The 14,096-nt window shown below is 73.6% G+C and carries 11 protein-coding genes; 6 read left to right on the forward strand and 5 right to left on the reverse strand.

Going from position 1 to position 14,096, the window contains the following annotated elements:
• Positions 1 to 95: 95 nt before the first annotated feature.
• The 3 genes from MET2598_RS0114580 to tesB all read right to left on the reverse strand — a co-directional run bounded on the left by MET2598_RS0114580 (position 96) and on the right by tesB (position 3,256).
• Entirely contained in the window at positions 96 to 1,598 is a 1,503-nt protein-coding gene (locus MET2598_RS0114580; RefSeq protein WP_012335199.1) for an ammonium transporter, read from the reverse strand.
• Positions 1,599 to 1,669: 71 nt separating this feature from the next.
• The gene (locus tag MET2598_RS0114585) at positions 1,670 to 2,008 is read right to left on the reverse strand and encodes a P-II family nitrogen regulator (RefSeq protein WP_012335200.1); all 339 of its coding nucleotides are present in this window, start codon (positions 2,006 to 2,008) and stop codon (positions 1,670 to 1,672) included.
• 378 nt (positions 2,009 to 2,386) lie between these two features.
• On the reverse strand, positions 2,387 to 3,256 hold the full coding sequence (tesB, locus tag MET2598_RS0114590; protein WP_012335201.1) for an acyl-CoA thioesterase II: 870 nt from the start codon (positions 3,254 to 3,256) through the stop codon (positions 2,387 to 2,389).
• Positions 3,257 to 3,390: 134 nt separating this feature from the next.
• Here tesB and MET2598_RS0114595 point away from each other — a divergent pair, with 134 nt between their 5' ends.
• The gene (locus tag MET2598_RS0114595; RefSeq protein WP_018261306.1) at positions 3,391 to 4,650 is read left to right on the forward strand and encodes an FAD-dependent monooxygenase; all 1,260 of its coding nucleotides are present in this window, start codon (positions 3,391 to 3,393) and stop codon (positions 4,648 to 4,650) included.
• 305 nt (positions 4,651 to 4,955) lie between these two features.
• On the opposite strand, the gene mdoH is transcribed toward MET2598_RS0114595, so the two are convergent.
• Both mdoH and MET2598_RS0114605 read right to left on the reverse strand, forming a co-directional pair.
• Complete coding sequence (gene mdoH / locus MET2598_RS0114600; protein WP_012335203.1) at positions 4,956 to 7,067, reverse strand: glucans biosynthesis glucosyltransferase MdoH; 2,112 nt, start codon at positions 7,065 to 7,067, stop codon at positions 4,956 to 4,958.
• Positions 7,067 to 8,755 (reverse strand): glucan biosynthesis protein D, encoded by a 1,689-nt coding sequence (locus tag MET2598_RS0114605; RefSeq protein ID WP_012335204.1) that lies wholly within the window; start codon positions 8,753 to 8,755, stop codon positions 7,067 to 7,069. Before MET2598_RS0114605 ends, mdoH begins: the two co-directional genes overlap by 1 nt.
• Before the next feature lie 161 nt (positions 8,756 to 8,916).
• Between MET2598_RS0114605 and glmU the strand changes: the two genes are divergently transcribed.
• The 5 genes from glmU to glmS all read left to right on the forward strand — a co-directional run bounded on the left by glmU (position 8,917) and on the right by glmS (position 14,078).
• Positions 8,917 to 10,272, forward strand: a complete 1,356-nt coding sequence (gene glmU / locus MET2598_RS0114610) for a bifunctional UDP-N-acetylglucosamine diphosphorylase/glucosamine-1-phosphate N-acetyltransferase GlmU (protein WP_012335205.1) — start codon at positions 8,917 to 8,919, stop codon at positions 10,270 to 10,272.
• Between the two features lie 121 nt (positions 10,273 to 10,393).
• Positions 10,394 to 10,909, forward strand: a complete 516-nt coding sequence (locus MET2598_RS0114615) for a DUF4188 domain-containing protein (RefSeq protein WP_026190722.1) — start codon at positions 10,394 to 10,396, stop codon at positions 10,907 to 10,909.
• A 331-nt stretch (positions 10,910 to 11,240) separates the two neighbouring features.
• Positions 11,241 to 11,405, forward strand: coding sequence for a hypothetical protein (locus tag MET2598_RS41080; RefSeq protein WP_018261308.1), 165 nt, complete (start codon positions 11,241 to 11,243; stop codon positions 11,403 to 11,405).
• Positions 11,402 to 12,091, forward strand: coding sequence for an anti-sigma factor (locus tag MET2598_RS0114625; RefSeq protein ID WP_018261309.1), 690 nt, complete (start codon positions 11,402 to 11,404; stop codon positions 12,089 to 12,091). Before MET2598_RS41080 ends, MET2598_RS0114625 begins: the two co-directional genes overlap by 4 nt.
• Before the next feature lie 160 nt (positions 12,092 to 12,251).
• On the forward strand, positions 12,252 to 14,078 hold the full coding sequence (gene glmS, locus MET2598_RS0114630) for a glutamine--fructose-6-phosphate transaminase (isomerizing) (protein WP_018261310.1): 1,827 nt from the start codon (positions 12,252 to 12,254) through the stop codon (positions 14,076 to 14,078).
• The last annotated feature ends 18 nt before the right edge of the window (positions 14,079 to 14,096 follow it).

Here is a 14,096-nt window from a genome sequence, read left to right on the forward strand (position 1 = left end):
ATCCGGGGCGGCCCCTCAACGAGGCGAGCCCCGGCCCGTGAGGACCGGGGCTCGCGCCGCCGTGAGGGACCGCCCGTTCCGGGCGGCGCCCGATCTCAGTAATTGTAGGCGCGCTCGCCGTGATCGGCGAGATCGAGGCCCTCGCGCTCCTCCTCCTGGGTGACGCGCAGGCCGACGATCAGGTCCACGACCTTGTAGAGGATCGCCGAGCCGATGCCCGACCACAGGATGGTGAAGCCGACCGCCTTGGCCTGGGACAGGAAGGCGGGACCGAACTCGTAGGCCGCCGCGACCATCTCGCCGGGCTTGGTGGCGTAGTCGGGCGCCCCGGTGCCGCCGAGGGCCGGGTTGACCAGGATGCCGGTCGCGAGGGCGCCGATGATCCCGCCGATGCAGTGCACGCCGAACACGTCGAGGCTGTCGTCGTAGCCGATGGCGTTCTTCACCGCCGAGCACATCACGAAGCAGGCGGCGCCCGCCACGAGGCCGAGGACGATCGAGCCCATCGGGCCGGCGAAGCCGCAGGCCGGGGTGACGGCGACGAGGCCGGCCACCGCGCCCGACAGCATGCCGAGCAGCGAGGGCTTGCCCTTGGCCGCCCACTCGACGAAGAGCCAGGACAGGCCCGCCGCGCAGGTGGCCACGAAGGTGTTGAGCATCGCGAGCGCCGCGCTGCCGTTGGCCTCCAGGTTCGAGCCGGCGTTGAAGCCGAACCAGCCCACCCACAGGAGCGAGGCGCCGATCATGGTCATGGTCAGCGAGTGCGGGGCGAGGAGGTCGCGGCCGTAGCCGATGCGCTTGCCGATCAGCAGGCAGCCGACGAGGCCCGCGATGCCGGCATTGATGTGCACCACGGTGCCGCCCGCGAAGTCGAGGGCGCCCCACTTGAAGAGCATGCCCGCATCGGCGTTGGCGGCGTCGAGGGCGTCCTGCGCGGCCTTCTTGGCGGTCTCGTCGGTCGCCGCGGCGAGCGCCTTGGCGGCGTTGCCGACCGCGTCCGGGCCCGCCCAGTACCAGACCATATGCGCCATCGGGAAGTAGATGAAGGTCACCCACAGCGTAATGAACAGCATCAGGGCCGAGAACTTCATCCGCTCCGCGAAGGCGCCGACGATCAGCGCCGGGGTGATCATCGCGAACGTCATCTGGAAGCAGATGTAGACGTATTCGGGGATGTAGACCCCGTTCGAGAAGGTGGCTGCGGTGGCGTTCGCGTCGACACCCTTCAGGAACGCCTTGGAGAAGCCGCCCACGAAGTCGTTGAGGCCGCCGCCGTTGGTGAAGGACAGGCTGTAGCCGTAGAACACCCAGAGGATGCCGACGAGGCTGACGATGGCGAAGACCTGAGTGAGCAGCGACAGCATGTTCTTGGTGCGGACGAGGCCGCCGTAGAACAGGGCGAGGCCCGGCACCGACATCAGCAGCACCATGGCGGAGGACACGAGCATCCAGGCGGTGTCGCCCTTGTTGGGCACCGGCGCGGCGGCCGCGGCCGGCGCGGCCTCGGGGGCCGGCGTCTGCGCCAGCGACGGCTCCACCAGGAGAAGCGCCAGGGCGGCGCCTCCCAGGCCGAGAGCCAAGAGGTTGCGAAGCTTCATGGAAACGGAACTCCCGATCGGTCTCGTCACAAGCGGGTCAGGTGGCAGGGGCGCCTCGCGGGCGGGGCGGGTCAGAGCGCGTCCGCGTCGGTCTCGCCGGTGCGGATGCGGACCGCCTTCTCGAGCGGCAGCACGAAGATCTTGCCGTCGCCGATCTGACCGGTCCGGGCCGCGGCCGCGATCGTGTCGACGACGCTGGCGACGAGGTCGGCCGCCACCGCCACCTCGATCTTCAGCTTGGGGAGGAAGCTCACCGCGTACTCGGCCCCGCGGTAGATCTCCGTATGGCCCTTCTGCCGCCCGTAGCCCTTGACTTCGGTCACGGTCAGGCCGTGCACGCCGATGCTGGTGAGGGCGTCGCGGACCTCCTCCAGCTTGAACGGCTTGATGATGGCCATGACGATCTTCATGGGTCGTGCCCCCTTTCCGATTGGCGCCCGGTCCGCCCCGTGAGGATCCGGACGGACGCGTGAGCGGGGAGCACTGAGGTCGCTGCGCTCCCGTTCGCGGCCCGGCGTATCAAGGAACGTGCCAGCGTCGGCACCGGGCCTTACGGACAAGCTGCCCGGTTCCTGAGCCGATTGCGGAGATTGAAGCCGATCGGGCCGGCAGGACTGAACAAAATATAAGCAGTTGCAAATCGATTAAGCAAAAGCGGGCCGGGGCGGCGCGCCGGCCCGGCCTCCTGCGACATCCGATTGCTTGCTTCGCCATGCGGATGTCGGCCTCGCTCAGGCGCCGCGCGGGCTTGGCATCCGTTTTCCGGAAGTGATCTTCCGGAAAACGGATCAGGCCTCCTCGCGGACCGGGCGGATCATGCCCTCCTGGGCCACGGAGGCGACCAGGGTGCCGTCGCGGGTGAAGATCAGCCCGCGGGCGAAGCCGCAGGCGCCCGAGGCGCTCGGGCTGTCCTGGGCGTAGAGCAGCCACTCGTCGGCGCGGAACGGCCGGTGGAACCACAGCGCGTGGTCGAGGCTCGCGGGCTGGATCGTGCGCTCGAAGACGGTCCGCCCGTGGGCGACGAGCGAGGTGTCGAGCAGCGTCATGTCGGAGGCGTAGGCGAGCACGCTCTGGTGCACGGCCGGGTCGTCGGGCAGCGGGCCGGTGGCGCGGATCCAGACGTGGAAGCGCGGCGCGCGCGGGGCGGGCGCGGCGTAGCGCTCGAACTCGACGGGCCGCAGCTCGATCGGGCGCTCGCGCTCGAAATAGGCCCGGACCGGATCGGGCATGCCCGGCATGATCGTGGCCTTCAGGCTGCTCTCGTCGCCGAGGGCCTCGGGCATGGGCACGTCCGGCATCGGCAGCTGGTGGTCGAAGCCCGGCTCCTCCAGGTGGAAGGAGGCCGACATCGAGAAGATCGGGCGGCCGTGCTGGATCGCGTTGACGCGCCGCGTGGTGAAGCTGCGCCCGTCGCGGATGCGGTCGACCTCGTAGATGATCGGCACGCGCGGGTCGCCGCCGAGCAGGAAATAGGCGTGGAGCGAGTGGGGCCGGCGCTCGGCCGGCACCGTGCGGGTCGCCGCCACGAGGGCCTGCCCGATCACCTGACCGCCGAAGACGCGCTGCCAGCGGTCCTTGGGCGAGCGGCCGCGAAACAGGTTCTGCTCCAGCTGCTCCAGATCGAGGAGGGCGAGGAGGTCGTCGACCGCACGCGTCATCGGCTTGTCCGCTCGGGCTCGTCCGTTCGGCCGCCCGGGGGCGGGGAGGGGCGATCTGGCGCGGGGTCGCGCGGCCCGTCAAGCGGCGGCGCCGCGCCCGGCATGCTATGGGGGGGCGGCGCAGGGAGGGCGGCATGGCGGAACGGGCTCGGCCTCATCGGGAGATCGTCGTCGCGGGGGGCGGGCTGCCCGGCCTGTCCCTGGCGCTCGGCCTGCGGCGCGCCCTCGGCGAGGCGGTGCGGATCACGGTTTGCGACCCGGCCTTCGCGCGGGCCGCCGATCCGCGCGCCAAGCCGGACCTGCGCGCCTACGCGGTGGCGGCGGGCGGGCGGCGGATGCTGGCCCGGCTCGGCGTCTGGGAGGCGGTGGCGGCGGGCGCGCAGCCGATCCGCGAGATGGTCATCACCGACAGCCGCCTGTCCGACCCGGTGCGGCCGGCCTTCCTGACCTTCGCGGGCGAGGTGGAGGAGGGCGAGCCCTTCGCGCACATGGTGGAGGGCGCCGCCCTCCTGCAAGCCCTGCGGCGGGCCACGGAGGCGGCCGGCGCGGTGCTCGACCCGAACCCGGTCGCGGCGGCCGTGCCGGAGCGCGACGCGATCACGGCCCGCCTCGCGGACGGGCGCGCCCTGCGCGCGAGCCTCGTCGTGGCGGCGGACGGGGCGCGCTCGCGCCTGCGGGAGGCGGCGGGGATCAGCTGGATCGGCTGGTCCTACCCGCAATCGGGCATCGTCGCGACGGTCTCGCACGAGCGCGACCACGAGGGCCGGGCGATCGAGCACTTCCTGCCCTCCGGCCCCTTCGCGGTGCTGCCGCTGTCGCCGGGCGGGTCCCTCGGCCACCGCTCCTCGATCGTCTGGACCGAGCGGCAGGCCGACGTGCCGGCGCTGCTCGGCGGCGGGCCCGAGGAGGCCCTGGCGGAGGTCGAGCGCCGCTTCGGCCTGACCCTGGGCCGGATCGCCCTCGAGACCGGCCTGCGCGCCTACCCGCTCGCCTTCGGGATGGCCCGGCGCTTCCACGCCCCGCGCCTCGCGCTCCTGGGCGACGCCGCCCACCTGATCCACCCGATCGCCGGCCAGGGCCTCAATCTCGGCCTCAAGAGCGCGGCGGCGCTGGCCGAGGTGCTCGCCGACGCGATGCGGCTCGGCCTCGATCCGGGCGGGCCCGAGGTGCTGGATTCCTACGAGCGCAGCCGCCGGGCCGACACGCTCGCCATGGGGGCGGCGACGGACGGGCTCAACCGCCTGTTCTCGAACGACGCCCTGCCGGTCCGCCTCGCGCGGGACCTCGGCCTCGGGCTGGTGGACCGGCTGCCCGCGCTCAAGCGCCTGTTCATCCGGGAGGCGGCGGGCCTGCGCGGCGCACAGCCGCGGCTGATGCGCGGCGAGGCGCTCTGAAATCAGCGGCCATACGGGATCCGCTTGATCGAAGCGGATCCCGGATCACACGCCTGCGCGGCGCCTGAGCGAAGCCCAAATCCGCAATCCCGAAGGGATCAAGCGGATTTGGTATCATGAGACATGACCGCTGGTTCCGTTCTCGGATCGTCGCCAAGCCTCTGACTGGCCAAGCCTCTGAGTCGCCAAGCCTTTGATGTCGACAATCCGGGATGGCCGGGCCGCCGTCCCGACGGGATCGGGCGGATCCGGCAGCGGGCGGGGCGCGCCGGGTCGCTTCCGGGCTCCCGCCGCGGTCCCGCGCCCTAGCGCGGCAGCTCCGCCAGCCGCGCCACCAGCGCGGGCGCGTGCAGGGCCGCCATCCGCTCCTTCGGGGTGAGCCAGGACGCCGCCTCGCCGACGCTCACGGCCTCGCCGAGCTTCGCCTCGGCCAGCACCCGCTCGGCCTCGATCGCGCCGCGGCGCCGCGACGCCGGGGGCGGCAGCATGGCGAGGTGGGCCTCCCGCAGGGCCGGCTCGGCGTGGAGTGCCCAGAGCGCGTCGGCCTCGTCGAAGCCGCGGGCGGCGTTCTCGGCCTCGATCGCCCGGGCCCGCACGGCGATCGGCGGCGGCGCGCGCTCCTCGGGCGTCATCAGAAGGCCGCGCCGCTTGAGGGCGAGGCCCCAGGCCAGCTGGCCGCTCGCCCAGGAGAGCGGGATCGCCAGCACGAGGCCGAGGATCGTCGGCGACATCCACAGGAACAGCGAGGTCGCGATCGCGAAGGCGGCCGCCCCCGAGACGAGGCCCAGCAGCGTGTGCCAGCGGTGGCGCCGGACGATGTCGCGCAGCGGGATCGAGCCGTCGTCGCGGCGCTGCGGGTTCCAGCCGGTGTCGCGCCCGAGCAGGATCTGCAGCACCGAGCCCGACTGGATCAGCATCGCGATCGGCGCGATCAGGGCCGAGAGCAGGGTCTCGATCAGCGCCGACAGGATGAGGCGCGGCGCCCCCCCGCAGGCCCGCCGCACCGTCGCGTCGAGGAGCGCCAGGATCAGGCCGAACAGCTTCGGCGCCAGCAGGATGCCCATGGTCAGCCCGAAGAGCTGGAGCGCGCGCACCGGGTCGAAGCGCGGCCAGACCGGGTAGAGCCGGAACTCGCTCGGGAAATATTCCGGGCGGATATAGGCGGTCTGCAGGGCGAGCGCGATGCCGACCACGAGCTGCGCCGCCCAGAGCGGCGAGGCGACGTAGCCCGCGATGCCGGTCGCGAAGTGCTGGCGGGAGGCGAGCTTCAGCCCCGCCGCCGCGATGATGCGGGAATGCTGCAGGTTCCCCTGCGCCCAGCGCCGGTCGCGGACGGCGATGTCGATCAGCGAGGGCGGGCTCTCCTCGTAGGAGCCGGCGAGGTCGGGGAGCATGGACACGCTCCAGCCGCCGCGCCGGATCAGCGCCGCCTCGACGAAGTCGTGGCTGAGCACGTGGCCGCCGAAGGGCGGCCGGCCCGGCAGGTCCGGCAGCCCGCACTGCTCCGCGAAGGCCCGGGTGCGGATGATCGCGTTGTGGCCCCAGTAATTCCCGTCCCGCCCCGACCACAGGGCGAGGCCCGTGGCGATGACCGGCCCGTAGATCCGGGCCGCGAATTGCTGCACGCGGGCGAACAGGGTGTTGCGGTTGATGATGAGCGGCAGCGACTGGACGATGCCGGCATCCGGATCCGCCTCCATGGCGGCGGCGAGCCGCACCACGCATTCGCCGCTCATCAGGCTGTCGGCGTCGAGCACCAGCATGTGGTCGTAGTGCCCGCCCCAGCGGGTGACGAAGTCGGCGATGTTGCCGGCCTTGCGGTGGTGGTTCTTCGGCCGGTGGCGGTAGTACAGGCGCGCCCCGGCCCCGAGCCGCTCGCGCAGGGCGAGGAAGGCCCGCTCCTCGGCGATCCAGGCATCGGCCTGGGTCGAATCCGACAGGATCCAGTAGTCGAAGCGCGCGCCCTCGCCGGTGGCCTCGATCGACTCGCGCATCGCCTCGATCGCCGCGAAGGTGCGCGCGGTGGCCTCGTTGTAGACCGGCATCACGACGGCGGTGCGGCGCGTCAGGGGCCCGCGCGGCGCGGCCGCGGGGCGGCGGCGCAGCAGCGCCCCGAAGCCGAGCAGCGCCGAGGTGAAGGCGAGGGCGATCCAGGAGAAGTTGAGCGTGAACAGCAGCAGCAGGAGCAGCTGCAGGACGGTGGCGCTGCCCGCCACCGTCACGACCTCGTACATCTCGTAGGCGCCGTAGGCGGTGAGCAGGGCCGCCGCCCCGAACACGAACAGCCGCGCGGCCCTCGGGCTCGGATGCGCCGCGCCGCGATGGGCCGCGAGGGGGGACCAGCGGCGCAGGTCCTGCACCGGCATGGCGAGGGGCGCCTCGGGCGGCACCGCCGGTGCGCCGGAGGCGCGCGGCATCACGGGGTCCAACGAAACAGCCATGTCTCACTGACGGGTTGGTCGCCGTTCTTGACGACGAGGCGCATCTCGCAGGCGGTCTCGCCGCCCGGGTCCAGTTCGAAGACGGCGCGCACCGTCTTGCGCTCGGGATAGAGATAGAGGAGGGGGCGGAATTGCGGGTCGCGCTTCACCGGCGGCGCGTCGGGCTTGGGCTGCACGATCGTCCCCGGCGAGGCCGTGACCGCGAGCTTCAGGGATTCGGGCCTCACCTCCGGGGCGAAGAGCGCGTCGCCCGCGAAGTCGACGAGGAAGAGGCGGCGCTTGCCCGAACTGCCCTTGCCGATCCGCGTGCCGGTGCAGCGCGCCAGGGGCGGCGCCCCCGGCACGTCCCAGCACCAGTATTGCCGGAAGGTGAAGGCGGTCTCCCTGGCGATCGGCTCCTTGGGCCGCCAATAGGCCAGGATGTTCTCGTTGACCTCGGACTCGCTCGGGATCTCGATGAGCTGGACCGCGCCTGGGCCCCAGCCGCGCTGCTCCTGGCCGGGCTGCCAGGTGCCGAAGGGCTCGATCCACAGGCTCGGGCGGCGCTCCCAGTGCTGCACGTCGTCCTGGTAATCCGCGTAGTCGCGGTGGCGCTGCACGAGGCCGAACCCCTTCGGGTCCTGGTCGAGGAAGGAGGAGATCTGCAGCGTCTCGGGGTTCTGCACGGGCCGCCAGAGCGCCTCGCCCCCGCCGTTGCGGATCTGCAGGCCGCCGATCTCGTGGGCGGCGGGGCGGGCGTCGTCGGTGTTGCGGTGGTCGGCCGGGCCGAACAGGTAGGCGCCCGTCATGCCGCCGAGCCCGACATGGTCGAGGCTGGTGCGCGGGCACAGGGTCGCCTCGATGTCCACGATGGTGGCGTCGCCCGGGCGCAGCGTCATGCGCAGGGCCGCGGCGGCGGAGTCGGAATCGATCAGCGCGTGCATCACGATCTGGGTGCTGGCCGGGCCCGGCCGCTCCAGCCAGAAGGCCCGGAAGAGCGGGAATTCCTCGCCCCGCGCCTCGGCCGGGCGCAGGGTGAGGGCGCGCGCGGTGATGCCGTAGCTCTGGCCCGCGGCGAGGGCCCGGAAGAACGAGGCGCCCTGGAAGATCGCGCAATCGGCGGGCGGCCCGCCCCCGAAGCTCCCGTAGAGGCGGAAGCCCGAGAAGCCGAGGTCGCGGCCGGCCTCGGGCGGGGCGGTCTTGCGGAACTCGAACAGGTCGCGGTCGTAGGGGATGCGCCGGACGATCCCGTCCTCGACCGTGTGCAGGCTGACCGGGTTCGTGAACAGGTAGCCCCGGTGCAGGGGCTCGACCACGAAGCCGCGGCCCTCCCCGCGCCAGATCAGGAGTTCGGGCTTCGGCCGGATCGCGATGTACTGCTCGTAGGTGAGCTTGCCGAAGGCGTCCGGCAGGGCGGAGGGCGGGGCTGCGTAGGGCTTGGCCGCCAGCGCCCGGGCCAGGGCCACCACCGCGGCCGGGTCGAAGCGCTCGCCGTCCCCGAGCGCCGGCGGCGCGGGCGGATCCTCCGCGCGGGCGCCCGTCGGCGCGAGGGCGCCGCCCGCCGCGAAGGCACCGGCGAGCGCCAGCACGGCGCGGCGGTCGAGGCCGGCCGCCGCGTCGCGGGCGGGGGCCTGGATCTCTCGCGCGTGGGTCGGCCGGGGCGAGGCGGGGCGTCGTCGCGTCATGCATCCGTTCCGGGGGTGGGCTCCCGCGCCGTTTACCACGACGGAGGCTGAACTGGACGTTAAGATTGTGCCGGGGCCGCTCCCGCCGGGCCCGGGCCTCGGCTTTGCCCGGGCGCGGGATCCGGCTAGATCGGGCGGAGCGCCACTCGACGATGAGCCCGATGACCTCGACCCCGACACCCGCGGGCGCCCGCTCGCTCCTCTGCGTCGTCCTCGCGGCCGGGAAGGGCACGCGCATGCGCTCCGACCTGCCGAAGGTGCTGCACCCGCTGGCCGGCCGGCCGATGCTCGCCCACGTGCTCGCCGCGGTGCGCGAGGCGGGGGCGACCGGCCTCGCGGTGGTGGCCGAGCCCGGCCGGGCGGACGTGGCGGCGGCGGTGGCGGCGGCGGCGCCGGGCGCGGAAGTCTTCCCTCAGGCCGAGCGCCTCGGCACCGCGCACGCGGTGCTGGCGGCCCGGGCCGCCCTGGAGGCGGGCCACGACGACGTGCTGGTGGCCTTCGGCGACACGCCGCTGATCCGGCCCGAGACCTACGCGCGCCTGCGCGCGCCCCTCGCCGAGGGGGCCGCCCTCGCCGTGCTGGCCTTCGAGGCCGCCGACCCGACCGGCTACGGGCGGGTGCTCACCGAGGGCGACCGGGTGGTGGCGATCCGCGAGGAGAAGGATGCGAGCCCCGAGGAGCGCCGGGTCCGCCTGAGCAATGCCGGGCTGATGGCGCTGTCGGGGCGGCTCGCCCTCGACCTCCTCGACCGGATCGGCAACGCCAACGCGGCCGGCGAGTACTACCTGCCGGACGCGGTGGCCCTCGCCGTGCGGGCGGGCGGGCGGGTCGCGGTCGTGCCGGTCGAGGAGGCCGAGGCGCAGGGCGTCAACGATCGGGTCCAGCTCGCCGCCGCCGAGGCGACCCTGCAGCAGCGGCTGCGGCGGGCCGCGATGCTGGGCGGCGCGACCCTGATCGCCCCCGAGACCGTCTTCCTCAGCCACGACACGCGGCTCGGCCGCGACGTGGTGGTGGAGCCGCACGTGGTGTTCGGGCCGGGCGTGAGCGTGGGCGACGGCTGCGTCATCCACGCCTTCTCGCACCTGGAGCAGGCGGTGCTGGAGCCGGGGGTGGTCATCGGCCCCTACGCGCGCCTGCGGCCCGGCGCCGTGCTGGCGACGGGGGCGCGCATCGGCAACTTCGTCGAGGTCAAGAACGCCGCGATCGGCGCGGGCGCCAAGGTCAACCACCTCTCCTACGTGGGCGATGCCGAGGTGGGGCCGCGGGCGAATCTCGGGGCCGGCACCATCACGTGCAACTACGACGGCCTGCGCAAGCACCGCACCGTGATCGGCGCGGGGGCCTTCGTCGGCTCGAACTCGGCGCTGGTGGCGCCGGTGGCGATCGGGGAGGGGGCCTATGTCGGGTCGGGCTCGGTGATCACCGACGACGTCCCGCCCGAGGCGCTGGCCCTCGGCCGCGGCCGGCAGGTGGTGAAGCCCGGCTGGGCCAAGGCCAAGGACAAGGACAGGGGCTGAGACGGCCGGGCCCGGGAGGGCCGCGGCCCGTCCGGGCCGGCCCACCGGGTCGGCGCGCCCGGTGGCGGAACCTGCCCGATGCCTGTACTCTCCTCGTCGCGGCAGGGAGGGGAGAAGGGCCATGATCGGACGCCCTGACACCGGCAGAGTCCCCGACTTCTCCGGGTATCCGGATCTCGTCGTCATGTATCTCGGGATGCATGTCCGCGCACTCTTCGGATTGAAGACTCTGCTCGGCCTCGGCCCGGCGATCGAGAAGGCCGGACTCGGCCGACCGGGCGGATTGCTGCACTACGAGAACAACATCATCTACGGATTCTTTCCGCTTCATGTCGGCATGCGCTGGTACTGGCGCGACATGGAAAGCCTGGAGCGCTTCGCCAAATCGGAGCCGCACCGGACCTGGTGGATGAACTTCCTCAAGGATAGCGGCGGCACCGCGATCTGGCACGAGACCTATCACATGCGCGGGGGCATGGAGGCGATCTACAGCGACCCGCGGGCGACGGGCTTCTCGGCCTTCCTGCCGCTGCAGCAGGCCCGCGGCTCGCTGCGGAGCCGGCACCAGGCCTATGGGCAGGCGGATCTCGGTCACCTTCCCGCCGAGAACCCGCCGGACGTCCAGCCGGCCACGTAGGCCGGGCGAGGATGGGACCGTGGCGGCGGGTCGGCCCGGAGCATCGGCCGCGGGCCGCGCCCGGGCGCGCGGGGCGGGGCGCGGGGCGCGGGGCGCGGGGCGGGAAACGTCGGCCTGACGCCGGGGGAGGGCCGCGCCGGGCCGCCCGCCGGGACGAGGCGGCGCTGAGGGCGCTCTCCGGCCTCACCGCATCGAAACTTCTCGGCGTCATCCTGCATATCTGGCAGGGCGCGGCGACCTCCGTGCCGGAGACCGGGAACCCGATGGCGCGGCTCAGCGCGGTCGCGCGCCATCGCGCCATCGACGTCGTCCGCCGCAGGACGGAGGCCCCATGCCGGAGGGTGAGGACGGAGAGGATTGGCAGGCCCGCATCGCCGCTCCGCGCGACGGCGAGGCGGAGATCCTCGACCGCGAGGCCCTCCTGCACGGCCTGCGCATCCTGGAGCCGGCGCGGCGCGACCGCATCCTGCGCGGCGGCCTGGAGCGGGCCGGATGAGCGACGATCCCGACCTGCGCGCCGCCGAATACGTGCTGGGCACCCTCGACGCCGCGCAGCGCGCCGCCTTCGAGCGCGACCGCGCTTCCGACCCGAAGCTCGCCGCGGCCCAGGCCTTCTGGGAGGCGCGGCTCGGGCCCCTGGCCGGGGCGGTGCCGCCCGTGGTGCCGAGCGCCGGCCTGTGGGCGGCGATCCGCGACGCCCTGCCGGAGCGCTGGCCCGCCGCCGCGCCCGCGACCGACCTGGTGCCGGCCCTGCGGCGCTGGCGCCGGATCGCGCTCGCGGCGGGCGCGCTCGCGGCGGGCCTCGCCCTGGTCATCGCCCTCGACGGCCTGCATCCGGACCCGCCCGAGGCCCGCTACCTGGCGGTGATCGACCGCGGCGGCGACCTGCCGGCCCTCGTCGTCGGCCTCGACGCGCGGACCGGGATCGTGCAGGTGCGCGCCCTCGCCGCCGAGGCGCCGCGCGAGCGCAGCCTCGAACTCTGGTTCGTCGCGCAGGGAGCCTCGCCCCGCTCCCTCGGCCTCGTCGCCGACGCGCCGCGCACCCGGCTCGTCCTGCCCGCCGCCGACCGGGCCGCCCTCGACGGCGCGATGCTCGCCGTCACGGTCGAGCCGCCCGGCGGCTCGCCCTCCGGCAACCCGACCGGGCCGGTCGTCTACAGCGGGCGGCTCGTGCGCGAGTGAGGCGCCCGCCCGGATGGGCTGGCGGGCGGGCGGCCGCTGCGGCTAGACTGGCCCGCCTGAGGGCCCGCGCGCGGGCGGTCCGGCGCTTGCGGCGGGCGGGTGCACAGGCGGCCGGCCGTCCCGGATCGGGGCGCCGCCGACCAGGAACGAGGCGATCAGCATGTGCGGCATCGTGGGTATCGTGGGCCGTGAGGCCGTGGCGGGACAGGTGATCGACGCCCTGCGGCGGCTCGAGTACCGCGGCTACGACTCGGCAGGAATCGCGACTCTCGAGCAGGGCCGCCTGGAGCGCCGCCGCGCCGAGGGCAAGCTCACCAACCTGCAGCTCAAGCTCCTCCAGTACCCCCTCTCGGGCGCGATCGGCATCGGCCATACCCGCTGGGCCACCCACGGCCGGCCCAACGAGACCAACGCCCACCCGCACGCCACCGACCGCCTCGCGGTCGTCCACAACGGCATCATCGAGAATTTCCGCGAGCTGAAGGCCGAGCTGCAGGCGAAGGGCTGCGTCTTCGAGACCGAGACCGACACCGAGGTCGTCGCCCAGGCCGTCACCCAGGCCATGCGCGAGGGCCTCTCCCCCGTCGCCGCCGTGGCGGCCGTGCTGCCGCGCCTGCGCGGCGCCTTCGCGCTCGCCTTCCTGTTCGCCGGCGAGGAGGACTTCCTGATCGGCGCCCGCCACGGCGCGCCGCTCGCCATCGGCTTCGGCGAGGGCGAGACCTATCTGGGCTCCGACGCCCTGGCGCTCGCCCCCTTCACCGACGAGATCACGTATCTCGACGAGGGCGACTGGGCCATCCTGACCCGGGAGGGCGCCGAGATCCGCGACCGGCAGGGCGCGGTGGTCGCCCGGCCCCGGCAGAGGATCGCGACGCAGGCCTTCCTGGTCGACAAGGGCAACCACCGCCACTTCATGGCCAAGGAGATCTACGAGCAGCCCGAGGTGGTGGGCCGCACGCTCGCCCACTACGTCGACCTCGCCGCCGGCCGCATCAGCCTGCCCGAGGCGCTGCCCTTCGACTTCGCCTCGCTCACCCGCCTGTCGATCACCGCCTGCGGCACCGCCTACTATGCCGGGCTGGTGGCCAAGTACTGGTTCGAGCAGCTGGCGCGGCTGCCGGTCGAGATCGACGTCGCCTCCGAGACCCGCTACCGCGAGCCGCCCCTGGAGACGGGCGGGCTGACCCTCGTGATCTCGCAATCGGGCGAGACCGCCGACACGCTGGCCTCCCTGCGCTACGCCAAGGCCCAGGGCCAGCACGTGCTGGCGGTGGTGAACGTGCCGACCTCGACGATCGCCCGGGAGGCCTCGGCGGTGGTGCCGACGCTCGCCGGGCCGGAGATCGGGGTGGCCTCGACCAAGGCCTTCTCCTGCCAGCTCACCGTCCTCCTCTGCCTCGCCATCGCGGCCGGACGGGCGCGCGGCACGCTCGATCCGGCGCAGGAGCGGCGCCTGATCGACGCGCTGATCACGGTGCCGGGCCTGATGGCCGAGGCGCTCAAGCGCGAGGAGGAGATCGAGGTGCTGGCGCGCGAGATCGCGAAGGCGCGCGACGTGCTCTATCTCGGCCGCGGCACCGCCTACCCGATGGCGCTGGAGGGCGCGCTGAAGCTGAAGGAGATCTCCTACATCCACGCGGAGGGCTACGCGGCGGGCGAGCTGAAGCACGGCCCGATCGCGCTCATCGACGACGCGGTGCCGGTGATCGTGATCGCGCCGCACGACCCGATCTTCGAGAAGACGGTGTCGAACATGCAGGAGGTGGCGGCGCGCGGGGGCCGGATCGTGCTGATCGGGGACGCGACGGGGGCGGACGCGGCGGGGCTGGAGACGCTCGCGACGCTGCGGATGCCGGCGCTGGATGCCGTGGTGGCGCCGATCGTCTACGCGGTGCCGATCCAGCTCCTCGCCTACCACACGGCCGTGGTGCTGGGCAAAGACGTCGACCAGCCCCGCAACCTCGCCAAGTCCGTCACCGTCGAGTGATCCGCTGGGGGGACGCGT

Source organism: Methylobacterium sp. WSM2598 (assembly GCF_000379105.1).
Classification (GTDB): domain Bacteria; phylum Pseudomonadota; class Alphaproteobacteria; order Rhizobiales; family Beijerinckiaceae; genus Methylobacterium.